Origin of the sequence: Solwaraspora sp. WMMA2056 (genome assembly GCF_030345095.1) — a bacterium.
Taxonomy (GTDB): domain Bacteria; phylum Actinomycetota; class Actinomycetes; order Mycobacteriales; family Micromonosporaceae; genus Micromonospora_E.
Genome location: NZ_CP128360.1, coordinates 1662938 through 1686557 on the forward strand (window position 1 = coordinate 1662938; position 23620 = coordinate 1686557).

Below are 23620 nucleotides of genomic sequence, written 5' to 3' on the forward strand. Positions count from 1 at the left end.
CGGATCGAGACGGCAGCGTTCGTAGTAGGGGTGAGCGCCGGCCCGAGGGGCGGCCACCCGACGACAGGAGACGATCCCGATGGTGCAGTACCTGATGTCCGTTCTGACTGATTCGACCGACCTCGCCACCGAGCCGGAGATGGCCGCGATCGGTGCCTTCAACGAGCAGCTCAAGACCGACGGCCACTGGGTCTTCGCCGGCGGCCTCGCCGCACCTGACACGGCAACGGTCGTCGACGGCCGGGCCGGGTCGGCGGGGCCGGACACCGAGCCGGTGTTCAGCGACGGGCCCTACCTGGAGTCGAAGGAGTGGATCGCCGGCTTCTGGATCATCGAAGCCCCGCACCTGGACGTGGCGTTGCGGCTCGCCGCCCTGGGCTCGAAGCACTGCAACCGCCGGGTCGAGCTCCGGCCGTTGCTGGGCGGATGAGCGGGCGGGTCAGCCGGATGAGTGACGCAGCCGGATGAGTGACGTCGACGAGGTGATCACCCGGGTCCATCGTGCACAGTGGGCCCGGGTCGTCGCCACCCTGGTCGCGCGCTTCGGTGACCTCGACATCGCCGAAGAGATGGCCGCCGAGGCGTTCGCGACCGCCGTCGAGCGCTGGCCGGTCGACGGCGTCCCGCCGAACCTGGGCGGGTGGCTCACCACCACCGCCCACCGCAAGGCCATCGACCGGTTACGGCGCGAGGCCCGGCGCGCGGCGAAACACCGGGAGGCGCTGATGCTGTCCGATCCCACTGACCTGTTCGGCACCGCTGCCCCGCCCGGCGGTGCCATCGACGACGACCGGCTCCGCCTCGTTTTCACCTGCTGCCATCCGGCTCTCGCCATGCCGGCCCGGGTCGCGTTGACGCTGCGGATGGTCGGCGGGCTCACCGTGCCCGAGATCGCCCGCGCCTTCCTGGTCGGCGAGGCCGCGATGGGCCGGCGGATCACCCGGGCGAAAGAGAAAATCAAAGCCGCGAAGATTCCGTACGGCGTGCCGTCGCCGGCGGACGTGCCGGCCCGGGTCACCGGCGTGCTCGCCGTCCTCTACCTGATCTTCAACGAGGGCTACCTGAGCTCCAACCCGGAGCAGGACGCGATCCGCGGCGACCTGACCGCCGAGGCGATCCGGCTGACCCGGCTGGTCCATGCCCTGCTGCCAGCCGACGGGCCGACCGACCGTGCGGCCGACGGCGAGGCTGCTGGTGAGGCCGCCGGACTGCTGGCGTTGATGCTGCTCACCGAGGCCCGCCGGGCCGCCAGGGTGTCGGCCAACGGTGCGCTCGTCCCCCTCGACCAGCAGGACCGTCGCGCCTGGGGCCGCGAGCTGATCGCCGAAGGTCACGCCCTGGTCCGCGCCCGCCTCGCCAGCGGCCAGCCACCGGGGCGCTACCAGATTCTCGCCGCGATCAACGCCGTCCACACCGACGCCCGCGATGCCCGGGACACCGACTGGTCGCAGATCGTCGCCCTCTACGACCAGTTGACCCGCCTCGACCCGTCGCCGATCGTACGGCTCAACCGGGCGATCGCCGTCGCCGAACTCGACGGCCCACAGGTCGCCCTGGCCCAGGTGGACACTCTGCCGCTGCAGGGCTACCACGCCTTCCACGCCACCCGCGCCGAGCTGCTGCGCCGGCTGGGCCGGGGCGAAGCGGCGCGGGCCGCGTACGACCAGGCCATCGCGCTGGCCGGCAACACCGCCGAGACGGCGTACCTCACCCGGCGCCGCGACCAGCCTTAGGATCAGTGGCATGACCCCGGAGGAGATCGGCGCACATCTGGTCACCCTGCTGGAACAGTCGGGCCTGACCCACGGTGTCACCGCAACGGTCTCCGCAGGCGGGGGCGCCTACGCGCGGGCCACCATCGACGTACCGGTCGACAGGTGGCCGGCCGCGCTGCGCACCGCCCGCGACGACACCGACCTGAGCTGCGACTTCTTCGACTGGCTGTCCGCCGTCGACGAACTCGACGCCGGGTTCGCCATCGTCGCCCACCTGTGGTCGGTCCGGCACCGGCACGGCGTACTGCTGCGCACCCGCGTCCCCCGCGACAACCCGCAGCTGCCCAGCGTCGTTGACGTCTTCCCCGGCGCCGACTGGCACGAGCGGGAAACCCACGAAATGTTCGGCATCGACTTCACCGGCCACCCCAACCTGACCCCGCTGCTGCTGCCACCACAGTTCGAAGGCCACCCGCTGCGCAAGGAGTTCGTCCTCGCCTCCCGGGTCGCCAAGCCGTGGCCGGGCGCGAAAGAACCCGGCGAGCCCGGCGGCGGCGGGGCCAAACGTGCCCCGATGCGGCCACCGGGCGTACCGCTGCCGACCGAATGGGGTCCGCAGGCCGCCAAAGCCAACCCCGACGGAGGTACGGCCTGATGCCGCTCTGGCTGGAGTTGACGATCCGGGTCGGTGCCGTCGTCGTCGCGTTCCTCACCCTGCCGCTGCTCGTCGGACAGATGGAACACAAGGCGATGGCCCACATGCAGGGCCGGCTCGGCCCGATGTACGCCGGTGGGTTCCACGGCTGGGCGCAACTCGTCGCCGACGGCGTCAAGTTCGTGCAGAAAGAGGACATCACCCCACGCGCCGCTGACCGGCCGGTGTTCCGGCTCGCCCCGGCGATCGCCCTCGTGCCGTACCTGCTGGTCCTGCTCGTCATCCCACTCGGGCCGAACGACCTCGTCGGCCAGCCGCTCGACGTCGGCCTGTTCTTCGTCCTGGCCGTGATGGGCGTCGGCGTCGTCGCCGTGCTGATGGCCGCCTGGGCGTCGGCCAACAAGTACAGCCTGCTCGGCGGGCTACGCGGCGCCGCCCAACTGCTCGCCTACGAACTGCCGCTGGTGCTCGCCGCCGCCAGCGTCGCCATGGCCGCCGGCACCCTGTCCCTGTCCGGCATCGTCGAGGCGTGGCAGCCGTGGTGGCTGATCTGGCAGGCCCCCGCCCTGGTCGTGTTCTTCCTCGCCGGGATGGCCGAGATCCGCCGCCCCCCGTTCGACATGCCGATCGCCGACAGCGAACTCGTCTTCGGCTACCTCACCGAGTACACCGGGCTGCGGTTCGCGTTCTTCCTGCTCGCCGAGTACGCCGGCATCGTCGTCATCGCCGCGCTGACCACCGTGCTGTTCCTCGGCGGCTGGCACGGGCCGTTCGGCGTCGACCAGCTCGGCTGGCTGTGGACGCTGCTGAAGGTCTTCGCCGTCGCGTTCGTCATCATCTGGATCCGGGTGTCGTTTCCTCGACTACGGGAAGACCAGTTACAACGGTTGTGCTGGCTCGGACTGGTTCCGCTCGCCCTGGCCCAACTGGTGCTGACCGCCGGGGTCAAGGTCGCCATCGGATGACCCGGCAGACGTCCGGGTTCACCCTCCCGCGCGTCGCCCCCGGGCTCGTCCCCAACGCCCTGCTCGCCGTGGCGCTCGCCGTCGGCGCGGCCGGCCAGGTCCGCGTCTGGGCCGCCGGCACCTGGCTGTGGAACGACGAGACCGCCATCGCCATCAACCTGCGGCGCGGCTTCCTCGCCCTCACCCGGGGCCTGGAGTTCCAGCAGGTCGCCCCGGTCGGCTGGCTCTGGCTGGAAAAATCCCTGCTGTACGCCTTCGGCGCCGACGAACGCGTCCTGCGGCTGCCGTCCCTGCTCGGCATGCTCACCGTCCTGGCGTTGACGGCGGTCATCACCCACCGGGCGGTCGGCCGGTGGGCGGCCCTCGCCGCGACCGCGTCGATCGCCGTCGCGCCGATGATCCTGACCTACGTCGGCGAACTCAAGCAGTACGCCGTCGAAGCCGCCGTCGCCCTGGCGGTGCTCCTGGCCACCGACGCGGCGGCCCGCACCCGCCGGGTGCGTACCGTGCTGCCGCTGGTCGGCTGGGTGGCGGCCACCCTCGTCGCGGTCTTCGTCAGCCTGACCGCCGTACTCGCCCTGGCCGGTGCCGTCGCCGGAGCCACCCTGGTGACAGCGGTACGCCGCCGCTGGCGCGACACGCTGCTGCTCGCCGTCGGCGCGCTGCCGGCCGCCGCGTTCGCCGCCTGGCTGATCCACCGCCGCCGCCAGTACCCGTTCATGCCCGGCCAGGCCGACTACTTCGTCGGCGGCACCCCGCAGGCCGGGTCCGGACCGGCCGAGATCCTCACCTGGCTGCCGCAGATGTGGACCGGATTCGTCACCGTCACCCTGCAGTGGCGGTACCCGCTGCTGATCCTGGCGCTCACCCTGGCCGGGGTCGCGGCACTGGTGCGGCGGGGCCGGCCACAGTGGGCCGCCATGCTCGGCGGCGTACTGCTGATGGCGGTGCTGGCGGCGGCGGTCCGCGGCCTGCCGTTGGCCGACCGGGTCGCCACCTGGCTGATCGCCCCCACGGTGATCCTGGTCGTCGCCGGCGCGGACGGCTGCGTACGGGCGCTCCGGGAGGCGCTCCGGCGGGCCGGCCGCCGGCTCGTCCTGGCCCCGGCCGTCGGGGCAGCGCTGCTGGTCGTCGCGGTGCTGGTGCCGGTCGCGGTGCTGCCGGTGGTCGCCGCACCGGCGGCCCAGGCCGCGTACCGGCAGGTGCGCGAACCCCGGGTCAAGGACGCCGGGCCGGGCGCGCTCGTCGACGTCGCCCGGCAGGTCCGACCCGGCGACGTGGTGCTGGTCTACTGGTTCAGCTACCGGATGGTCCAGTGGTACGGGCCGCAGTACGGGATCGCGCCGCGCACCGTCCGGCTCTACCCGCCCGGCCACGACAGCTGCGACCCGCAGCGGCTCGCCGAATGGCTCGGCGACGCCCGCCGCGTCTGGTACGTGCACGGGCGCAACCTCAGCGGCGAGCCCCGCGACTACCCGGACCGCGTCGCCGCCGCGCTCGCCGCGCAGGGCACCGTCGCGGCGGTACGCCGATTCCCCGCCGACCGCAACTCCGGCTCCACGGCGGCGTGGGTGCTGGTCGACCTGACAGCCGGACCCGACCCGCACCCGCCGGCCGTCGAACCCAGCGCCGACTTCCACTGCCTCGGCCGCTGGTGACGCGCCCACCCGCGCGGCACCTCGAGTGGCTCCACGTAGCGCGGCGCGGTGCGGTGCGGCGGACAGGTATTGCGCATCGCGAGTATTCCTCAGAGGAATAATTATTCCTCTGAGGAATGCCGCTCAGAAACGTGCCTGCCTCCGGTGCCGTGCCGTGCCGTGCGGGGCGGGGCGCCGGTCCCCATCGTCGATCGGTGAGATCAGGTGCTCGCGTGGGCGGGCCGGATTCGGCAGGATGAGCACATGGACGGACACGGCGAGGGACTGCTGAAAGGTCTGGCGACCACGTTCAAGACGATGGTCAGCCCGACGCACACCCAGCAGTACCCGGACGTCGCGCCGGAGTTGCCGCCGCGCACCCGTGGCGTGATCGCGCTGCTCGCCGAGAACTGCACCGTCTGCATGCTCTGCGCCCGGGAATGCCCCGACTGGTGCATCTACATCGACTCGCACAAGGAGGAGGTGTCGGTGCCGGGCGCGGCCCGGGCCCGGCAGCGCAACGTCCTGGACCGGTTCGACATCGACTTCTCGCTCTGCATGTACTGCGGCATCTGCATCGAAGTGTGCCCGTTCGACGCGCTCTACTGGTCACCGGAGTTCGAGTACGCCGAGTACGACATCCGTGACCTGCTGCACGACAAGGAGCACCTCGGCGAGTGGCTGGCCAGCGTACCGCCGCCACCGGCGCACGACCCGAACGGCGAACCGGCCAAGGAGGAGACGGCCGCCGCCCGCAAGACCGCCGGCCCCGGCGCTGGCGCTGGCCCCGGCCGCGCCGCCGGCCCCGGACCTGGCAGGGCCCGCGCGTGACCGGTACGGACGTCCTGCTGCTCGCCCTCGGCGCGGTCGCCGTCGGCGCCGGTGCCCTGGTGGTGAGCACCCGGCACATCGTCCGCGCCGGGCTGTACCTGGTCGCCTGCCTCGGCGCGGTCGCCGGTCTCTACCTGGTGCTCGCCGCCGAACTCGTCGCCTGGGTGCAGGTGCTGATCTACGTCGGCGCGGTCGTCGTACTGCTGCTGTTCGCGGTGATGCTGACCCGGGCACCGATCGGGGCCGCCACCGACCTGGACCGGCCCGGCTGGCCGGCCGCGCTGATCGGCGGCGGTGCCGGGCTGGGCCTGGCCGCGTTGTTCGTCGACGCGTACCGCTGGTCCAGCGTGGAACTGCCGGCCGCCGGCACCGCCGACCGCCTCGGTACGGTGATCTTCGGCAGCTGGGTGCTGCCGTTCGAGGTGCTGTCGGTGCTGCTGCTGTCCGCGCTGATCGGCGCGATCGTGCTGTCGCGCCCCGACGTCGGCGCGGCACCCCGATCAGGTGGCGGCAGCTGATGCGCCCGGTCATCCCGTACGTCGTCGCCGCCGCGCTGTTCGGCCTCGGCGTGTACGGCGTGCTGCGCCGCCGCAACGCCGTCCTGCTGCTGATGTCGGTCGAGTTGATGCTCAACGCCGTCAACCTGGTGCTGGTCACCGCCGACAGCACGGTCCGCGCCGCGTTGCCACACACCGGGCAGACGTTCGCCCTGTTCATCATCGTGATCGCCGCCGCCGAGATCGGCGTCGGGCTGGCCATCGTGCTGCACCTGTACCGGCTACGGGCCAGCGTCGTCGTCGACGACGTCCCACTCGGCGACGACACCGACGACCGTAGCGCTGCCGACGACGGTAGCGCTGCCGACGACGCCGTGCGGGAGGTGCGACGGTGACCACCACCCGCCACCGGGTCGCTGCCGTCCTCGGCGTCGGCGGGGCAGCACTGGCCCTGGCCGCCGCCGTCACCCTGCTGGCCGCCGGCGCGCCGACCGTGGACGTGTCCCGGTCGTGGATCGACTTCGGCGGGCTCGCCGTCACGCTCGGCGTACGGCTCGACGGCCCCGCCGCCCTGCTCGCCGTCGCGGTCGCCGCGGTCGCGTTGGCCGTCCAGCTGTACTCCGTCGCCTACCTGGCCGACGACGAGCGCTACCCGACGTACGTCGCCCAGGTCAGCCTCTTCACCGCCGCGATGCTGCTGGTCGTCGTCGCCGGTGACCTGATCATGCTGCTGATCGGCTGGGAGGTGATGGGCGCCTGCTCGTACCTGCTGATCGCCCACGACCGACGGCTGCCCGAGGCCCCGGCGGCGGCCATGAAGGCGTTCCTGGTCACCCGCGTCGGCGACGTCGGATTCCTGCTCGGCGTCGCGGTGCTCGGCGTCGGTGCCGGCAGCTTCCGGATCGCCGACGTGCTCGCCCACGACTACCCGCCGGCGACGGTCACCACGGCGGCGCTGCTGCTGCTCGCCGGGGTGGCCGGCAAGAGCGCCCAGTTCCCGCTGCACACCTGGCTGCCGGACGCGATGGCCGGCCCGACGCCGATCTCCGCGCTGATCCACGCCGCGACGATGGTCGCCGCCGGGGTGTACGTGACCGTCCGGCTCTACCCGATCTTCGTCGCCGCCCCGGCCGCGTTGGTGGTGCTCGGCGTACTCGGCGTCGTCACCCTGCTGCTCGGCGCGTTCGCGGCGACCGCCGCCGACGACATCAAACGGGTCCTGGCCTGGTCGACGGTCTCCCAGCTGGGCTACATGACCGGCGCGTTGGCCGTCGGCTCCCCGCCGGCCGCCCTGTTCCACCTGCTCACCCACGCCGCGTTCAAGGCGCTGCTGTTCCTCGCCGCCGGCTGCGTCATCCACGCCGTCGGCAGCAACCTGATGTCGGCGATGGGCGGGCTGCGTCGGCCGATGCCGGTCACCTTCGCCGCCACGGCGGTCGGGCTGGGGGCACTTGCCGGGCTGCCGCCGCTGGCCGGCTTCTGGAGCAAGGAGAGCGTTCTGTACGCGGCCTCCCATGCGGCCAGGCATCCCGGTGACGGGCCGGCTCCAGCGTGGCTGGGCTGGCTGGTCTGGACCGCCGGGCTGGTCGGGGTGGCGGTCACCGCCTGGTACGCCACCCGGCTGCTGCTGCGTACCTTCTTCGGGCCGTCTCGGCTGCCCGCCGGCGCCCACCCGCACGACCCGCCGGCGTTGATGCGTTGGCCGGTGCTGGCGTTGACGGTGCCGGCGGCGCTGCTCGGCCTGGCCGCGTTCAGCCCTACCGTCGCCGGCTGGCTTAGGGCCACCACCCCGGGTTACCTGGTCCATGGCGGCGTCGACCTGGTGCTGCCGCTGCTGCTGCTGGCAGTGGGTGTCGGCGCGGCGGTGTGGCTGCACCGGCGCGATCCCGCCGCCGATCCGGCCACGGTGGCGCTGGGGCCGCTGCGGCCGGCGTTTGTGGCGGCGTTCTGGCTGGACGCGGTGCAGCGGGCTTTGGTGGTCCGCCCCGTCGTGGCGTTGGCGGGGATGGCCAGGGTCGGCGACGAAAGGGGCGTGGGCGGGGCGGTGAACGGCGTAGGTAAGGGTGTACTGGGGCTGGGGGGGATCCTGGGCCGCCGGTTCGCCGGCCCGCTGCCGTTGGCGGTGACCCTGGTGTTGGCTGGTGTCCTGCTGCTCGCCCTCGTCACCGCCGCCCTCACCCTGCTCACCTCCCCGCCCACCTCCTCGACGATCTTGCAGTTATCGAGAGGATTTGTCTACTTTGTCCAACGATAACTGCAAGATCGTCGGGATCTTGAGGGGAGGCGGGCGCTGCCGTGTACGCCGATGACGCGATGACGGCGGGGCAGCTCGCCCTGCTGGCCGTACTGATCCTGCCGGCGCTGGGGGCGCTGCTGGTGGTGGCCCTGCCGCTATGGGGCGACAGAGCAGCGAGGCTGCTGGGCACCGGCGTCGCGGCGGTGACAGTGCTGGCCAGCCTGCCGCTACTGGGAGATCCGGCCGGGGCGGGCTGGTTCGCGTACGGGTCACCGCTGGACGGCCCACCCGGGGTGCTGCCCTGGCACCAGCTGGACCTGCCCTGGGTGCCGGCCCTGGACCTACGGTTCCACATTGGTGTCGACGGCATCTCGTACCCGCTGGTGCTGCTCACCACCGTGCTGACGCTGCTCTGCTGCGCGTACACCGTCTGGCGGGTGCCGCACTCCCGCAACGGGCGGACGTTGGTCGCGTTGCTGCTGGTCGTCGAGGTCGGCATCATCGGCACCTTCCTCGCCCTCGACCTGGTGCTGTTCTTCGTCTTCTTCGAGGTCGTGCTGCTGCCGATGTACGCGATCATCGCCGGCTGGGGCGGCACAAAGGACCAGGCCGACGGGGGCGCGCACCGGCGGGCGGCGACGAAGTTCGCCGTCTACACCCTGGCCGGGTCGGTGCTGCTGCTCGTCGGCGTGGTGACCGTGGTGACCGCCGCCGGCACCGCCGACCTGACTGTGCTCACCGGCGGCGCCGACCTCACCAGGCGCACCCAGTTGGCGGCGTTCACGCTGCTGGCGCTGGCCTTCGCGGTCAAGGCCCCGCTCTGGCCGCTGCACAGCTGGCTGCCCGACGCGCACAGCCAGGCACCCACCGTCGGCAGCGTGATCCTCGCCGGGGTACTGCTCAAAATGGGCACGTACGGGCTGATTCGGGTCGCCGTCGGCGTCGCCCCGGAAGGTGCCAGGTGGGCCGCCCCGGTGCTCGGGACCCTCGCCGTCGCCGCGATCATCGTCGGATCCCTGGTGTGCCTGGCGCAGACCGAACTGAAACGGCTGATCGCCTACTCCAGCGTCGGTCACATGGGGTTCGTGCTGCTCGGCGTCGCCACGCTCAGCGCCACCGGCATCCAGGCCGCCCTGATCGGCAACATCGCCCACGGCGTCATCACCGGGCTGCTGTTCTTCCTCGCCGGGGCGGTCAAGGACCGCTACCACACCGGTGAACTGGCCGACCTCGGCGGACTGCGGGAACAGGCACCGGCACTGTCCGGGCTGCTCGGCTACGCCGCGCTCGCCTCGCTCGGCCTGCCCGGCCTGGCCGGCTTCTGGGGTGAGGCGTTCGCCGTCGTCGCCGCCTGGCAGCGCGGCGGACCACTGTGGATCACCCTGGCGGTGGTGGCGGCGATCGGGGCGGCGCTGACCGCCGCGTACCTGCTGCGGATGCTGCGCCGGGTCACCCACGGCCCGGCCGGCCCGGCGCTGCGGGCCGCCGGCCCGGCGGCGGCGATCAGCCGCGCCGAGGCGCTGGTCTGGGCGCCGCTGGTGGTGGCGGCACTGGCCATCGGACTGGTGCCGACGCTGGTGCTCGGCGTCGCCGAGGTGCCGGTGGACGTGCTGCTGGAGGTGATCCGGTGATCGGCGAACCCGCAGCACAGTCGGTCGACCATGTGGCGCTGCTGCCGGCGTACGTGGCGGCGCTGACCGCCGTCGCCGTCCTGCTGGTCGACCTGTTCGCCGCCCGCCGGGCGGCCACCGTGGCGACGGCGACGGCGGGGGCCGTCGCGGTCGGCGTCGCCGCGTCGGTGGCGCTGGGCCGACCGACCCGGGCCACCTTCTGCGGTACGCCGTCCGGGGTGCCCGGCGAGGACGGCTTCGCCTGCTCGTACGTAGCCGACCACCGGGCCGCCCTGGTCGCGCTGCTGTTCGCCGCGCTGACCGTCGGGGTGCTGGCCCTGTCGGCGCCGACGCTGCGGGCCCGCGCGGTGCCGGTCGGGGAGTACTGCTTCCTGCTGGCCTGTTCGATGACCGGCGGTGTGGTGCTCGGCGCCGCCGGCGACCTGATCACCCTGATCGTGGCGGTGGAGACGCTGACCCTGCCGCTGTACGTCCTGGTCGGGCTGCACCGGCAGCGGGTCGCCTCGGCCGAGTCGGCGGTGAGTTTCTTCGTCGTCAGTGTGGTCGCCACGGCGGTGGCGCTGCTCGGCGCGGCACTGCTGTACGCCGCGTACGGCGCGGTGCACCTGGACCTGCTCGCCGGCGCCAGCGGCCTGGCCGAGCCGGCGGGTCCGGCCGGTACGGTCGTCGGCGGCTCGGCCGACGGGCAGGCCCGGCTGGCCCGGGTCGGCCTGGTGCTGCTGCTGACCGGGCTGGCGTTCAAGGTGGCGGCGGTGCCGCTGCACGCCTGGGCGCCGAAGACCTACGACGGTGCGCCCTTGCCGGTCGCCGCGTACCTGTCGACCGCGTCGAAGCTCGGCGGTGTCGTGGCGATCGTCGCCGTCGTCGCCGAGGGGCTCACCCCGCAGCTGGCCACCTCCGGGCCGGTGCTGGCGGTGCTGGCGGTGGCGACGATGACGGTCGGCAACCTGGTGGCGCTGCGGCAGCGGCGGATGGTGCGGCTGCTGGCCTGGTCGTCGATCGCGCAGGCCGGCTACATCCTGGTGCCGCTGGCGGCGGCCGCCGGGCTGGCCGGGCGGGGCGTCGAGGAGCGGGCGGTGGCGGTCGCGGCGGTCTTCGCGTACACCGTTTTCTTCGTGGTGTTGGAGCTGGCGGCGTTCGCGGCGGTGGTGGCGTTGCGGCCGGCGGCCGGCGACGGCGGCACGATCGCCGAGTACGCGGGCGCTGCCCGGCGGCGGCCGTGGGTCGGTGCGGCGCTGGTGTTCGCGCTGATCGGGCTGGCGGGTCTGCCGCCCGGCCTGGCCGGCCTGTTCGCGAAGGTGGCGGTGGTCCGGTCGCTGCTGGTCGGCGGGGCCGGAGTGTTGGCGTTGGTGGTGGCGGCGAACGCGGTGCTCGGCCTGGTCTACTACCTGCGGGTCAGTGCCACGCTGTACGCCCGACCGGCAGTGATGCCGAGCGACGACGGCGCGCCGGCGTGGCCGGTCGCGGTGGCCCTGGCGGTGGCGACGATTGTGGCGGTAGTGATCGGTTTCGCCCCGCAAGTGGTGTTTGACGTCGTCGCAGGCTGACCGAAAACTTTGCCGCCGACTCTTGATTCCCAGTCAACTCTCAGCTATTGGCGGATGGATCGCGGGTATCTGGACGTTGCACCTGCCGTGGGGTCTTACCGACGACCCGGTGGAGAAGGAGTCAACGTGCACAGCCACCACAACGGTCTCAAGACGGCAGCCCTGCTCGGCCTGCTCACCGCCATGATCCTCGGCGTGGGCTACTGGTTCGGCGGCAGCGGCGGCCTGATCATCGCCGTCGGCGTCTCGCTGGCGATGAACGCCGGCACCTACTTCTGGTCCGACAAGATCGCGCTGCGGTCGATGCGGGCCCGGCCCGTCAGCGAAGCGGAGTTCCCGGCGCTCTACCAGATGGTCCGCGAGCTGGCGGTCGAGGCCGGCCAGCCGATGCCCCGGCTGTACGTCAGCCCGACCATGCAGCCGAACGCCTTCGCGACCGGCCGCAACCCGGCCAACGCCGCGGTCTGCGTCACCCAGGGGATCGTGCAGATCCTCGACTACCGCGAACTGCGCGGCGTCATCGGTCACGAACTGTCCCACGTCTACAACCGCGACATTCTGATCTCCAGCGTCGCGGCGTCGCTCGCCGGCATCGTCACCATGCTGGCGCACCTGGCGTGGTTCCTGCCGTTCGGTGGCGGGGACGACGAGGAGGGCGCCAACCCGTTGGCGCTGCTCGGCATGCTGATCCTCGGCCCCCTGGCCGCGTCGATCATCCAGCTGGCGATCAGCCGCAACCGCGAGTACCAGGCGGACGCGTCCGGCGCCGCCCTGACCCGCGACCCGCTCGCGCTGGCCAGCGCCCTGCGCAAGATTCACATGGGTACGCAACGGATGCCGTTGCCGGCCGAGGGCCAGCTCGCCAGCTCGGCCCACCTGATGATCGACAACCCGCTGCGCAAGGGCGGGTTCGCCGCGCTGTTCTCCACCCACCCGCCGATGGAGCAGCGGGTTGCCCGGCTGGAGCAGCTGGCGTACGCCGGTCCGGTGTCGCGCCGCTGACACCGCCCCACGCGCCGGCCTGGTCGAGCCGGTCGCTGACCGCTCTCTGTGATCGGATTCGCACCCCTGGCCGAGGAAATCGGCTGGGGGTGCGACCGGTTCGGCGTTAGGGTCGGCAGGTCGACCACCCGTTACCTGTGGTCGGCCCGCCGACCACAGGTTTCACCGCCGTCGGTGCCACCCGCAACACTGAGGAGGCCCGGTGGGCGGGCTACGTAAATACGCCGAAGTCTGGCGGATCCCCGGCGGCCCCACCCTGCTGCTGGCCGGCGTCATCGGCCGACTCAGCATCGGCATGACCCCGCTCGCCCTGCTCCTGGCGATCAGCGACGTCACCGGAAAATACTCCCTCGCCGCCGTCGCCGGCGGCATCTATGCCGTCGCCGGTGCGGTCGTCAGCCCGGTCGCCGGACGCCTCGCCGACCGGTTCGGCCCCACCCCGGTGCTGCTGACCACCGGCATCGCGCACCCAGTTGCCCTGGTCGGCCTGCTGTTCACCATCCGTGCCGACGCCCCGATCCTGCTGCTGTACGCGATGGCCGGCCTCGCCGGCGCCAGCTATCCGCCGCTGAGCGCCGCCATCCGGGGCGCCTGGACCCACCTGACCGACCCGGCCAGCGGCCGGTACGCACTGCGTAACACCGCGCTCGCCGCCGAGACGACCATCTTCGAGTTCGTCTTCGTGATCGGCCCACTGCTGGTCGCCGCCTCGGTGGTGCTCGCCGACGCCTCCGCCGCGCTGCTCGCCGCCGCCGTACTGACCCTGGCCGGCACCACCGCCGTGGCCCTCGGCACCGCCATGCGCTCCTGGCGGCCGCAGCCCACCGGCACCCACACCCGAGGGCTCGGCCCGCTGCGGGTACCCGGCTTTCCGGCGCTGCTGCTCTGTGTCGCCGGTCTCGGCATCGCGTTCGGCACCGCCGGGGTCGCCGTACCGGCGTACGTGACCGCGCACGCCGCATCTGCGGCGTCCTCCGCTGCCGCTGCCGCCTCAGCTGACGACGGTGGCCGGCTGGCCGGGATCCTGCTGGCCATCTGGGCGATCGGCAGCGCCTCCGGGGGCATCTACTTCGGCACCCGCCGGCCGGCCCTCGACGCCACCCGCCAGTTCGCCTGGTTGCTCGCTGCCGTCGCTGCCAGCTTCATCGTGTACGCCGTGATGCCGCACCCGTTGGCGTTGGGCGTGGCACTGGTGCTCGGCGGCGCGGTGATCGCCCCGGCCCTGACCGTCGAGAACACGATGGTCGGCCGGATCGCCCCGGTCGGCATGCTGAACGAGGCGTACACCTGGGTCGCCACGATGGCGGTCGGGTTCAGCGCGGCCGGCGGCGCGGTCGCCGGGGTGCTCGTCGACGGGCGAGGCGGGCCGCCAGCGGCGTTCCTGTTCGCCGGCGCCGCCGTCGCGGTGGCGGCGGCGGTCGCCGCCTGGCCGGCCGGGCCGATCCGCCGGGCTGAAACACGCTCGGCGGCCGACCCCGACCGGGTGCTGCTGAGCGAGACGGTCTGACCATCCCGGTCTGATGCGGCCCCGGCCGGATGCGGCCCCGGCCGGATGCGGCCCCGGGCAGCGGCCCGGCCCGTCGTCAGCCGGCCTCAGCTCACCGGTAGTTGGTGAACTGCAGGGCGATGCCGAAGTCCTCCGCCTTGAGCAGCGCGATCACGGCCTGCAGGTCGTCGCGCTTCTTGCCGGTCACCCGCAGCTGGTCGCCCTGGATCTGCGCCTGGACGCCCTTGGGCCCCTCGTCGCGGATCTTCTTGCTGATCGCCTTGGCCTTGTCGGACTCGATACCCTGGATGATCTTGCAGTCGATCTTGTAGACCTTGCCGGACGACCGTGCGTCACCGGCGTCCAGCGACTTCAGCGAGATGTTCCGCTTGACCAGCTTCTCCTTGAAGACCTCCAGGCTGGCCTTGACCCGCTCCTCGGTCTCCGCCTGCAGGGAGACCGCCTCCTCGCCGGCCCAGGCGATCTCCGCCCCGGTGCCACGGAAGTCGAAGCGGGTGGCCAGCTCCTTCTCGGTCTGCCGGAGGGCGTTGTCGATCTCCTGCCGGTCGACCTTGCTGACGATGTCGAACGACGGGTTGGCTGCCATGATGATCTGCTCCTGCCAGTGCGGGTCTGGACGGTGGCTCGGACGTGGCCGAGCGGTGGACTCCCGCCGACCGTACCCGGTTGCGGGAACGCCCGGTGATGCCGCTATCCTTTCCTGCGTTGCCTCGCGCGCCGAGGCGGCACGCCCTGGCGGGTTGCCCGAGCGGCCAATGGGAGCGGACTGTAAATCCGTCGCGAAAGCTACAGAGGTTCGAATCCTCTACCCGCCACCAGGCGCACCAACAGCCCTTGACCTGCACCAACAGGTCAAGGGCTGTTGTCGTACGGGCAGGAGTCCCGTCCCGCCCGGTCTCGCCACTTCCAGCCGTCAGCGGCGTTCACGGGTGCAAGTCGGTCCCGTTCTTGGACCGGCGAGGCAGCCGGAAGGCCATGGATGGCGTCGCGGGTCCTGGCCCGGGTGTACGCGGACTGCGTCGACGGCGGGGACGACGGCATGAACGACAAGATCGCCAACGTGCTCGGATGATGCGCGTGCGTCGCCGTGTCACACTCCGGTTGGGCCCGCAACGCTCGGTATCGCGGCGGCCTGATCCCGGCCGCTGTCGTCGCGTGTGCCACCTGGAGCGCAACCTTCGCCGGCTTCTCCGAGGTGCCGTCGCTCTATCAGGGCGGTATGTCGGTGCTTGCCGCCCTCCTGGCAGGTTGGGTGCACTGGTTCAGTGGCTCGAACGAGGACCGCCACGGGCGGCGGTACGTCGGGTCGTCTCAAAAAAAGACCTAGCAATTTGCTACGTCGCAGATTCACTATCGGCGGGTGACCGGCTCGGGTGGGTCGTCCGCCGTGGGCGGATGGTGGGCGAGACTGCAAGGACTGCACAGGTCGGCCCGGCGGGGAGGCGGAGCACCAGGTCGTGACCCTGGGGGCCTCCCGGTGAGCTGGGGACCTGGCCGGTGAGCTGGGGACCTGGCTGGTGCCAGCGCGGCGTGGCAGGTCCACGTAATCCGCTGGGATGCTGGGGGCGGAGTGCCGGTTTCGGGCTCATCGTGCCGTTCGGGCTGCGATTTCCGAACCGACGAGTAGCCGCCGTCACCGAGCTGTAACCGAAAGAGCCCCTGCTGAGTTGCCCCTAGGGCTTAGCGTCGAGAACTGGCGACGGGGCGTGTCGATGGTGCCACTGGTCCGGGCTGCGTACCTGCATCTCAGTTAATAGTCGTATAAATTACGTGATAAATACTTCTTTTACTGAATCGGATTAAATCCGACATGTCGGTCGACGCAAAGTGCTCACTTCCCTTGACTCTGCCACCGTTTACGGTACTGATCGTGGCAATGCCGTGACGTCCACGCCAACCCGGAGTTATCTACCAGCGGCCGGCCTGACCTGCGACGGGACGAATGCCCCCGAGGAAAGCCGCCGCTAAGGTTCTCCTCGTCCGATTGGCTAGGATGGGCGGTGCTGAAGGTGCAGGCCGACCGCGTCAACCTACCCTTGGTGCCGTCCGGTGTGGCACCATCAGTCTCTGCCCCCTCAATCGCGTAAGTCATTCGCCTCCTGGACGGGAGTCTGTAACATGCGTGGACACACGATGGGCCGCCGGCTCGGCAGGGTCGTCGCGGTCGTCGCACTAGGGATTGCTGTCTCGTTCACCACGGGGACCGCCGCCCAGGCCGCTTACGCCTGGGTCACGGTCGGTGACGAAGTGCCGGTGGTCTTGCCGGTGGACAAGCCTGACTACAACGACTCGATCGATGCGCCGGTCTCGCTCTACGACTTCAGTTGGAACTGAACTGGACCTGACATCGAGGGAGTCGAGTGCCTAGGCCACAGGCTGCGGGGCGGCATTCGTCGGAGCGGGCGTGGTACGTAACCGGCCCGCTCGCTCTGACGGCGGTCCTTATTTCTGTGGCCATAGGCCTCAGTCACCCGGCCCCAACCGGTGACTGGCTTCTCGGGCTCCTTTTTCTCGGGCTGTTCGTCGCTGCGCACGCGACACTCGTTCTCTTCGAGGTGCGTCGGCAGTCGTTCACCCTGAACATCGGTGAGATTCCGTTTCTTCTGGGGCTGTTCTTTCTCCCGCCACTGACCTTGATTATCGGGCGCGTCATCGCGGCGGTCATTGGCCACATGATGCGCCGGCAGCCGCCCGTCAAGTTGTGGTTCAACGTGGCGAACGTCGCTGCGGGAACATCGATCGCCACGGCGATTGTCGTGAACGCCAGAGTGCTCGAAGCGGCGCAGCCGCACACCTGGCTGACGCTGGTGGGCGCGATGGCGGCCAACCAGGTCATCACGCTGGTGGCCGTCCTCGTGGTCATCACGCTGGTGCAGGGGCGGCTCTCCACAAGGGAGATCACCACCACCAGTGTCCCCGGCCTCATCGTCGCGTTCATCAACACCACGTTCGGCCTGGTGGTCCTGATCCTGCTCGCCCAGAGCCAGTGGGCGCTGGTGCTGCTGGTCGCCCTGATCACCTCCTTCGTGCTGGCGTACCGCTCCTATGCCCAGTCGCTGCGCCAGAATCGGACCCTGTCCGAGATCTATGCGTTGACCAGGGCGATCGCCGACACTCCGCACGATGGCACCATCTCCGATGTCCTGCTCAAACGGGTCCGCGAGGTCCTGCAGGCCGAGTACGCGACGCTGTGGTTGCCGAAACAGGGCCGCTATCCGGAGGTGCTGCTCTCCGCGACCGCGGACGGGCAGGGGCTGGTCGACACGGCCGGCGCGCCGCACGTCCTGCGGGAACACGTGTTCGCCACCGGCGCGTCGCTCGCCGTCGGCGGGAAGTTCGGCGACAGTCAGTTCGGTGACGCGCTGCGGGAATGGGGGACCAGGAACGCGGTCGTCGTGCCATTGCGGGCCGGTTCGTTGGTGATCGGCTGCCTCGAGGTCAGTGGCCGGCTCGGCGACTCCGCGCATTTCCTGCCGGGCGACGTGACGCTGCTGGAGGCCATCGCCGGGCACGCCGCGGTCGCGGTGGAGAACTCCCGGCTGGTCGACCGGCTGCGCTACGACGCGGCCCACGACGGGTTGACCCGGCTGGCCAACCGTCGTCGGCTGACCGCGGCCCTCGACGAGTCGGTGGCCATCCGCGCACCGGGTGAGGTCGTCGCGGTCCTGCTCTTCGACGTCGACGGTCTGCGCCAGGTCAACGAGTCCCTCGGGCACGCCGCCGGGGACAAGGTCCTCGTCGAGGTCGCCCGTCGGCTGCGGGCACACGTGCCGTCGTCGGCTCTGATCGGCCGCAGCGGCGGCGACGAGTTCGTCGTCACGCTCCGGATGGAGAGCATCGAGGCGGCCGTACAGCTGGCCACCGAGCTGCGTGACCAGATCCGCGACCAGATGGTCTTCGGCGCCCTGACCCTGGACGTCGACACCGTCGCCGGGGTGGCGGTGCATCCGGACCACGGCAGTGACGCGGCGACGCTGCTGCAGCGGGCGGACCTGGCGGCGACGGCGGCGAAGTCCATCCCCGGCGGGGTCCAGCTGTTCAACCCGGCACTGGAGTCCCGGTCGGTCCGCCGGCTCGGGCTCGCCGGCGACCTTCGGACGGCGCTGGACGAGGCGCAGCTGGAGGTCTACTACCAGCCGAAGGTGACGCTGCACGGCCGCCGGTTGGTCGGCGTCGAGTGTCTGACCCGCTGGGAGCATCCGACGCACGGGTCGGTCGCGCCGGAGGATTTCGTGGCGGTCGCCGAACACACCGGCCAGCTCGGCCGGCTGACCGAGTTCGTGCTGCGGGAAGGGCTGCGGCGCAGCCGGGAGTGGCAGATCGGCCAGCAGCCACTGCCGGTGGCGGTGAACCTCTCTGCCCGGACCCTGACCGATCCGGAGTTCCCGGAGCTGGTCCGGGCGTTGCTCGAGGAGCAGCAGGTCTCGCCGGAGCTGTTGACCCTGGAGATCGCCGAGGCGGGGGTGCTCGACGGCACCGACCGTCCGATGCCTTCCCTGCGTCGGCTGCGTGACCTGGGGGTACGCCTGTCGGTGGACGACTTCGGCACCGGCTACACGTCGTTGGCGCATCTGCGGCGGCTGCCGGTGCACGAGGTCAAGGTCGACCGTTCGTTCGTCCAGGGGATGGCGACCGACCCCGGCGACCTGGCCATCGTGAACGCGGTGGTGACCCTGTCGCAGCAGTTCGGGCTGACCGTGGTCGCCGAGGGTGTGGAGAGCGAGCTGACGCTGGAGCTGCTGCAGGACATCGGCTGCCAGGTCGGCCAGGGGTTCCTGTTCAGCCGGCCGCTGCCGTACGAGCGGTTGGCCGCCTGGTACGAGGCCCAGGCGGACCCGGAGACGCTGCAGTCCAGCGAGGTCCGTCGGCTGCGGGCCGTGCCCTGACCTGCAGATCCGGGTACGGGGGGAGCTGATTTCACCTGGCGGTCGGGTACGTGTACTCTTACCCGTGCGCATCCGCCCCCTGGGGCGGTGTGTGGCAGGCCCCCTTAGCTCAGTCGGCAGAGCGTCTCCATGGTAAGGAGAAGGTCTACGGTTCGATTCCGTAAGGGGGCTCAGTGGGTTCCGTTGGACCCGTCACGGCGGTGTAGCTCAGGTGGTAGAGCAAACGGCTCATAATCGTTGTGTCGCCGGTTCAAGTCCGGCCACCGCTACGGTCGGCTTCCCGGTGAGGCCGGTGCGTGAAGTACAGGGGGCGCCGTTGGCGCCCGCTTTGCATGTCTGCGTTCGCTCCGGCTACGCTGGCACGTTGTAGTTGTTCCGATAGCGAGGAAGGCACCCCGCCGTGGCCAAGGCGACCGACGTCCGTCCGAAGATCACTTTGGCGTGTGTGGAGTGCAAGGAGCGCAACTACATCACGCGGAAGAACCGCCGTAACGACCCGGACCGCATCGAGCTGAAGAAGTTCTGCCCCCGGGACGGCAAGCACACGCTGCACCGCGAGACCCGCTGACCCGGTCCCGTTCGGGCCGCACGTCGTCACGGCGGGTCCACCGGGTAGGTTCTGGCCATGCCCATGGACCCGTCCGTCGTCGGCCGTAGCTATCCGCCCGGCTCCTCCTACCTGGTGGGCCGGGAGAAGATCCGCGAGTTCGCCACCGCTGTCGGTGCCGCCGATCCGATCCATCACGATCCGGCTGCCGGGCGTGCGGCCGGCTATCCGGACGTGGTCGCGCCGCCGACGTTCCCGATCGTGATCACGATGTCGTCCGCCGAGCGGGTCGTTTCCGATCCCGACCTGGGGATGGACTACAGCCGCGTGGTGCACGGCGACCAGCGCTTCCAGTACGTCCGCCCAGTGGTCGCCGGGGACGAACTGGTCTGCACCGACGTGATCGAGGAGGTCATGTCGCGTGGTGGTCACGACTTCCTCACCGTCCGGACCGAGGTGGCGACGGTGGCCGGCGATCCGGTGGTCACCGCGTGGATGAAGCTGGTCGTGCGGGGGGAGAGCTGACATGCAACTGCCGGCACAGCGGTTCACGGTGACCCGGGCCGACCTGGTGCGGTACGCGGGTGCCTCCGGTGACTTCAACCCGATCCACTGGAGCGACCGGTTCGCCACCGGGGTGGGTCTGCCCGGGGTGATCGGCCATGGCATGTTCACCATGGCGTTGGCGGCCCGGGCGGTGGCGACGTGGGCCGGTGGCCCGGACGCGGTGGTCGAGTTCAACGTGCGGTTCACCCGCCCGGTGGTGGTGCCGGACACCGACGACGGCACCGAGATCGAGGTGACCGGGGTGGTCAAGGGTGCCACCGAGGCGGGTCTGACCAGGATCGATGTCACTGCGGTGTGCGCCGGCGAGAAGGTGCTGAGCCAGGCGCGGGCGCTGGTCCGTACCCGGGAATGAGGCCGGTGGTGTGCGGCCGGCGACGGCTCGCGCACCTTGCGGTGCGGTACCGGTTGGGAAAGTGGTCGCTCTACCCGTACACTGGTCCGCCGTGGGGTTCGTGACCCCTGTTCAGTCCTGCATGGGTGGTTCACCAGGCAGGATCGGCCAGGGTTTCCCGACCCGCACAGGGGTGTAGCTCAATTGGCAGAGCAGCGGTCTCCAAAACCGCAGGCTGCAGGTTCAAGTCCTGTCACCCCTGCGCCTAAGGCCTGACCGACCCGGTGGGTCGGCTGCCGTCCCCGTTGGCGGCCGTCCCGCAAGGGGAATGGCCGGCGTGCACGATGCATCACGTGCTTGACCTGGCGCGTGACCCCCACCACCGCGACGGAGGGCGAGATGGCCGAGAGGTACCGGCGTGGCGATGACGCCGCGGACGACCGCCCCGAGGACGAGGCGTTCGACGAGACGTCCGCTACGGACGACGACGTCGATGACGACGAGCCGGTAGCGCGGGGTGGCACGGCCACCCGGTCCAAGGCGAAGGCCGAGTCGGCCGACGGCCGTCCGAAGGCCAGGTCCGAGGCCCGTGTGGGCTTTTTTGGCCGGATCATCCGGTTCATCCGCGAAGTGGTCGCCGAACTGCGTAAGGTCATCTGGCCGACTCGGAAAGAGCTGCTGACCTACACCGCCGTCGTCGTCGTGTTCATCGCGGTCATGCTGACCATCGTGGCCGGGCTGGACTTCGCGTTCGCCAAGGGTGTGCTGTGGGTATTCGGTAACCCCAGCTGAGAGTGACGGAAGTGAGCAAGCGTGCCTGAGTACGACGAGACCGCCGGCGTTACCGACGACCAGTCGACGGTGGCAACGGCGGCGGCTGATGAGTCGGTTGAGGCCGCCAGCGCACCATCGGTCCCCGCCGCCGAGGCGGACGAGCCCGCCGCCGCGGCTGACGAGCCTGCTGTCGAGGCGGACGACGAAGAGTTCGACGCGGTGGCCGAGCTGCGGCAGAAGCTGCGCTACGCCCCGGGCGACTGGTACGTGGTCCACTCCTACGCCGGCTACGAGAACAAGGTCAAGACCAACCTCGAGACCCGGATCAGCAGCCTCGACATGGAGGAGTTCATCTTCCAGGTGGAGGTGCCCACCCGCGAAGAGGTCGAGGTCAAGAACGGCAAGCGCCTCCAGGTGCAGAACAAGGTCTTCCCCGGCTACATCCTGGTCCGGATGGACCTGACGCCGGAGTCGTACTCCTGTGTGCGCAACACCCCGGGGGTCACCGGCTTCGTCGGGGCGACCGACCGGGCCGACCGACCGGCGCCGCTGTCGCTCAACGAGGTGCTCAAGTGGCTGGCCCCGGCGGTCGCCGCCGAGCCGAAGAAGGCCAAGGCCGAGATCAAGGTGCTGGACTTCGAGGTCGGCGACTCGGTCACCGTCACCGACGGCGCGTTCGCCTCGCTGCCGGCCACGATCAGCGAGATCAACGCCGATCAGCAGAAGCTGAAGGTGCTGGTCTCCATCTTCGGCCGGGAGACCCCGGTGGAGCTGAACTTCAACCAGGTCGCCAAGATCTGATCCACCATCGCTGTCCGCCGACGCGGCGACCCGACGTGGGGTTGCCGCGTCGTTTGCGCTACCGTATAACGTCGGCCCCGGGCCGCGCCTGACCGTGCGCGCGTGCCGGGGGTTCGCCAGCCCGCGCCGGAGGGGTTGTCACCTCCGGTGACGTCCAGCAGATCCGGTGCGGACCACCGGATCAAGCCCCAGGAAGTGACATGCCTCCGAAGAAGAAGCTCGTCAAGACGTTCACGCTGCAGTTGCCGGCGGGTCAGGCCACCCCGGCGCCGCCGGTCGGTCCGGCGCTCGGCCAGCACGGCGTGAACATCATGGAGTTCTGCAAGTCCTACAACGCGCAGACCGAATCGCAGCGGGGCGACATCGTTCCGGCTGAGATCAGCGTGTACGAGGACCGGACCTTCACCTTCGTGCTGAAGACCCCGCCGGCGGCCCGGCTGCTGCTCAAGGCCGCCGGTATCCCGAAGGGCTCCGGGGTGCCGCACACCACCAAGGTCGGCTCGGTGACCGGCGCGCAGTTGCGCGAGATCGCCGAGAAGAAGATGGCCGACCTAAACGCCAACAGCGTCGAGCAGGCGGAGAAGATCATCGCCGGGACCGCCCGGTCGATGGGCATCACCGTCAAGGAATGATCCGGCCGACCCGCGCCGACGCGGGTCACCGACGCTGAAACCGGAATCGAACGGCCGGACACCGGCCGTCACCATCGTGGGAGGGTGCGCGCGACGCGCGGCCCGCCAGTGACCACAGGAGCAGAAACACATGCAGCGCAGCAAGAGCTACCGCAAGGCCACCGAGCAGATCGACCGGACGAAGCTGTACACCCCGGCCGAGGCGGTCAAGTTGGCCAAGGAGACGAGCGCCGTCAAGTTCGACGCCACGGTCGAGGTCGCCATGCGCCTCGGCGTCGACCCGCGTAAGGCGGACCAGATGGTGCGCGGCACGGTCAACCTGCCGCACGGCACGGGCAAGACCGCCCGGGTGATCGTCTTCGCCGCCGGCGCGAAGGCGGAGGAGGCCGTCGCGGCCGGTGCCGACGAGGTCGGTACGGATGAGCTGGTCGCCCGGATCCAGGGTGGCTGGCTGGACTTCGACGCGGCGATCGCCACTCCGGACCAGATGGCGAAGATCGGCCGGATCGCGCGGATCCTGGGCCCGCGCGGCCTGATGCCGAACCCGAAGACCGGCACCGTCACGATGGACGTGACCAAGGCCGTCGCCGACATCAAGGGCGGCAAGATCACCTTCCGGGTGGACAAGCACTCCAACCTGCACCTGATCATCGGCAAGGCCTCGTTCGGTGAGGCGCAGCTGATCGACAACTACGCCGCCGTACTGGACGAGGTGCTGCGGGCCAAGCCGTCCGCCGCCAAGGGCAAGTACCTGCGCAAGGTCGTGCTGACCACCACGATGGGCCCCGGCGTGCCGGTGGACCCGAACGTGGTGAAGAACCTCAACGAGGCGACCAGCGAGAGCTGAGCGCCCGCCGGC

Annotated in this window: 22 protein-coding genes, 4 tRNA genes and 1 pseudogene; 26 read left to right on the top strand and 1 reads right to left on the bottom strand. The window is 70.8% G+C overall.

Annotated elements, in window-relative coordinates:
- Positions 1 to 79 precede the first annotated feature (79 nt).
- From O7608_RS07610 to O7608_RS07670, 13 genes and pseudogenes are all read left to right on the top strand, one after another.
- On the top strand, positions 80 to 430 hold the full coding sequence (locus O7608_RS07610; protein ID WP_289209295.1) for a YciI family protein: 351 nt from the start codon (positions 80 to 82) through the stop codon (positions 428 to 430).
- A 34-nt stretch (positions 431 to 464) separates the two neighbouring features.
- Entirely contained in the window at positions 465 to 1733 is a 1269-nt protein-coding gene (locus tag O7608_RS07615) for an RNA polymerase sigma factor (RefSeq protein ID WP_289209296.1), read from the top strand.
- Positions 1734 to 1743: 10 nt separating this feature from the next.
- On the top strand, positions 1744 to 2370 hold the full coding sequence (locus O7608_RS07620; protein ID WP_289209297.1) for an NADH-quinone oxidoreductase subunit C: 627 nt from the start codon (positions 1744 to 1746) through the stop codon (positions 2368 to 2370).
- Entirely contained in the window at positions 2370 to 3335 is a 966-nt protein-coding gene (nuoH, locus tag O7608_RS07625) for an NADH-quinone oxidoreductase subunit NuoH (protein WP_289209298.1), read from the top strand. The genes O7608_RS07620 and nuoH overlap by 1 nt, the downstream gene beginning before the upstream one ends.
- A complete protein-coding gene (locus tag O7608_RS07630) occupies positions 3332 to 4993 on the top strand; it encodes a hypothetical protein (RefSeq protein ID WP_289209299.1) in 1662 nt (553 codons plus the stop codon). Before nuoH ends, O7608_RS07630 begins: the two co-directional genes overlap by 4 nt.
- 243 nt (positions 4994 to 5236) lie before the next feature.
- The gene (locus O7608_RS07635) at positions 5237 to 5803 is read left to right on the top strand and encodes a NuoI/complex I 23 kDa subunit family protein (protein WP_289209300.1); all 567 of its coding nucleotides are present in this window, start codon (positions 5237 to 5239) and stop codon (positions 5801 to 5803) included.
- Positions 5800 to 6321 carry an NADH-quinone oxidoreductase subunit J family protein gene (locus O7608_RS07640; protein WP_289209301.1) on the top strand — a complete coding sequence of 174 codons (522 nt, stop codon included), beginning with the start codon at positions 5800 to 5802 and terminating at the stop codon, positions 6319 to 6321. Before O7608_RS07635 ends, O7608_RS07640 begins: the two co-directional genes overlap by 4 nt.
- On the top strand, positions 6321 to 6695 hold the full coding sequence (nuoK, locus tag O7608_RS07645) for an NADH-quinone oxidoreductase subunit NuoK (protein ID WP_289209302.1): 375 nt from the start codon (positions 6321 to 6323) through the stop codon (positions 6693 to 6695). The genes O7608_RS07640 and nuoK overlap by 1 nt, the downstream gene beginning before the upstream one ends.
- Before the next feature lie 14 nt (positions 6696 to 6709).
- A pseudogene (locus O7608_RS07650) lies at positions 6710 to 8476 on the top strand (NADH-quinone oxidoreductase subunit 5 family protein); the annotation flags it as partial.
- A 137-nt stretch (positions 8477 to 8613) separates the two neighbouring features.
- A complete protein-coding gene (locus O7608_RS07655) occupies positions 8614 to 10167 on the top strand; it encodes a complex I subunit 4 family protein (protein WP_289210819.1) in 1554 nt (517 codons plus the stop codon).
- Positions 10164 to 11714, top strand: a complete 1551-nt coding sequence (locus O7608_RS07660; RefSeq protein WP_289209303.1) for an NADH-quinone oxidoreductase subunit N — start codon at positions 10164 to 10166, stop codon at positions 11712 to 11714. Before O7608_RS07655 ends, O7608_RS07660 begins: the two co-directional genes overlap by 4 nt.
- 126 nt (positions 11715 to 11840) lie before the next feature.
- Positions 11841 to 12716 carry a zinc metalloprotease HtpX gene (gene htpX, locus O7608_RS07665; RefSeq protein ID WP_289209304.1) on the top strand — a complete coding sequence of 292 codons (876 nt, stop codon included), beginning with the start codon at positions 11841 to 11843 and terminating at the stop codon, positions 12714 to 12716.
- A gap of 202 nt (positions 12717 to 12918) precedes the next feature.
- On the top strand, positions 12919 to 14223 hold the full coding sequence (locus tag O7608_RS07670; RefSeq protein ID WP_289209305.1) for an MFS transporter: 1305 nt from the start codon (positions 12919 to 12921) through the stop codon (positions 14221 to 14223).
- A 91-nt stretch (positions 14224 to 14314) separates the two neighbouring features.
- Here O7608_RS07670 and O7608_RS07675 read toward each other — a convergent pair whose 3' ends face one another.
- Positions 14315 to 14809 (bottom strand): YajQ family cyclic di-GMP-binding protein, encoded by a 495-nt coding sequence (locus tag O7608_RS07675; protein ID WP_282224057.1) that lies wholly within the window; start codon positions 14807 to 14809, stop codon positions 14315 to 14317.
- Positions 14810 to 14957: 148 nt separating this feature from the next.
- On the opposite strand from O7608_RS07675, the gene O7608_RS07680 reads away from it, so the two are divergent.
- The 13 genes from O7608_RS07680 (at position 14958) to rplA (ending at position 23608) form a co-directional block, all read left to right on the top strand.
- Positions 14958 to 15041 (top strand) — tRNA-Tyr (locus tag O7608_RS07680).
- A gap of 1315 nt (positions 15042 to 16356) precedes the next feature.
- A complete protein-coding gene (locus tag O7608_RS07685; RefSeq protein ID WP_289209306.1) occupies positions 16357 to 16557 on the top strand; it encodes a hypothetical protein in 201 nt (66 codons plus the stop codon).
- A gap of 26 nt (positions 16558 to 16583) precedes the next feature.
- Positions 16584 to 19109, top strand: a complete 2526-nt coding sequence (locus tag O7608_RS07690; RefSeq protein ID WP_421359041.1) for a putative bifunctional diguanylate cyclase/phosphodiesterase — start codon at positions 16584 to 16586, stop codon at positions 19107 to 19109.
- 98 nt (positions 19110 to 19207) lie between these two features.
- Positions 19208 to 19280 (top strand) — tRNA-Thr (locus tag O7608_RS07695).
- A 25-nt stretch (positions 19281 to 19305) separates the two neighbouring features.
- Positions 19306 to 19378 (top strand) — tRNA-Met (locus O7608_RS07700).
- 131 nt (positions 19379 to 19509) lie between these two features.
- Positions 19510 to 19677, top strand: a complete 168-nt coding sequence (gene rpmG, locus O7608_RS07705; protein ID WP_046567246.1) for a 50S ribosomal protein L33 — start codon at positions 19510 to 19512, stop codon at positions 19675 to 19677.
- 57 nt (positions 19678 to 19734) lie between these two features.
- A complete protein-coding gene (locus O7608_RS07710) occupies positions 19735 to 20181 on the top strand; it encodes a MaoC family dehydratase N-terminal domain-containing protein (protein WP_289209308.1) in 447 nt (148 codons plus the stop codon).
- A 1-nt stretch (position 20182) separates the two neighbouring features.
- Positions 20183 to 20575, top strand: coding sequence for a MaoC/PaaZ C-terminal domain-containing protein (locus O7608_RS07715; RefSeq protein WP_289209309.1), 393 nt, complete (start codon positions 20183 to 20185; stop codon positions 20573 to 20575).
- A 168-nt stretch (positions 20576 to 20743) separates the two neighbouring features.
- A tRNA-Trp gene (locus O7608_RS07720) sits at positions 20744 to 20816 on the top strand.
- Between the two features lie 137 nt (positions 20817 to 20953).
- Complete coding sequence (gene secE, locus O7608_RS07725) at positions 20954 to 21346, top strand: preprotein translocase subunit SecE (protein ID WP_289210820.1); 393 nt, start codon at positions 20954 to 20956, stop codon at positions 21344 to 21346.
- Positions 21347 to 21367: 21 nt separating this feature from the next.
- The gene (gene nusG / locus O7608_RS07730; protein WP_289209310.1) at positions 21368 to 22129 is read left to right on the top strand and encodes a transcription termination/antitermination protein NusG; all 762 of its coding nucleotides are present in this window, start codon (positions 21368 to 21370) and stop codon (positions 22127 to 22129) included.
- Between the two features lie 200 nt (positions 22130 to 22329).
- The gene (rplK, locus tag O7608_RS07735) at positions 22330 to 22761 is read left to right on the top strand and encodes a 50S ribosomal protein L11 (RefSeq protein WP_282224050.1); all 432 of its coding nucleotides are present in this window, start codon (positions 22330 to 22332) and stop codon (positions 22759 to 22761) included.
- Positions 22762 to 22891: 130 nt separating this feature from the next.
- The gene (gene rplA, locus O7608_RS07740; protein ID WP_289209311.1) at positions 22892 to 23608 is read left to right on the top strand and encodes a 50S ribosomal protein L1; all 717 of its coding nucleotides are present in this window, start codon (positions 22892 to 22894) and stop codon (positions 23606 to 23608) included.
- Positions 23609 to 23620 lie beyond the last annotated feature (12 nt).

Excerpts from the sequence above, each read along its gene's own strand:
- O7608_RS07610 (WP_289209295.1), top strand. The coding sequence starts at position 80 with ATGGTGCAGTACCTGATGTCCGTTCTGACTGATTCGACCGACCTCGCC.
- O7608_RS07615 (WP_289209296.1), top strand. The coding sequence starts at position 465 with ATGAGTGACGTCGACGAGGTGATCACCCGGGTCCATCGTGCACAGTGG.
- O7608_RS07620 (WP_289209297.1), top strand. The coding sequence starts at position 1,744 with ATGACCCCGGAGGAGATCGGCGCACATCTGGTCACCCTGCTGGAACAG.
- nuoH (WP_289209298.1), top strand. The coding sequence starts at position 2,370 with ATGCCGCTCTGGCTGGAGTTGACGATCCGGGTCGGTGCCGTCGTCGTC.
- O7608_RS07630 (WP_289209299.1), top strand. The coding sequence starts at position 3,332 with ATGACCCGGCAGACGTCCGGGTTCACCCTCCCGCGCGTCGCCCCCGGG.
- O7608_RS07635 (WP_289209300.1), top strand. The coding sequence starts at position 5,237 with ATGGACGGACACGGCGAGGGACTGCTGAAAGGTCTGGCGACCACGTTC.
- nuoK (WP_289209302.1), top strand. The coding sequence starts at position 6,321 with ATGCGCCCGGTCATCCCGTACGTCGTCGCCGCCGCGCTGTTCGGCCTC.
- O7608_RS07655 (WP_289210819.1), top strand. The coding sequence starts at position 8,614 with ATGACGGCGGGGCAGCTCGCCCTGCTGGCCGTACTGATCCTGCCGGCG.
- O7608_RS07675 (WP_282224057.1), bottom strand. The coding sequence starts at position 14,809 with ATGGCAGCCAACCCGTCGTTCGACATCGTCAGCAAGGTCGACCGGCAG.
- O7608_RS07685 (WP_289209306.1), top strand. The coding sequence starts at position 16,357 with ATGGGCCGCCGGCTCGGCAGGGTCGTCGCGGTCGTCGCACTAGGGATT.
- O7608_RS07710 (WP_289209308.1), top strand. The coding sequence starts at position 19,735 with ATGCCCATGGACCCGTCCGTCGTCGGCCGTAGCTATCCGCCCGGCTCC.
- O7608_RS07715 (WP_289209309.1), top strand. The coding sequence starts at position 20,183 with ATGCAACTGCCGGCACAGCGGTTCACGGTGACCCGGGCCGACCTGGTG.
- secE (WP_289210820.1), top strand. The coding sequence starts at position 20,954 with ATGGCCGAGAGGTACCGGCGTGGCGATGACGCCGCGGACGACCGCCCC.
- rplK (WP_282224050.1), top strand. The coding sequence starts at position 22,330 with ATGCCTCCGAAGAAGAAGCTCGTCAAGACGTTCACGCTGCAGTTGCCG.
- rplA (WP_289209311.1), top strand. The coding sequence starts at position 22,892 with ATGCAGCGCAGCAAGAGCTACCGCAAGGCCACCGAGCAGATCGACCGG.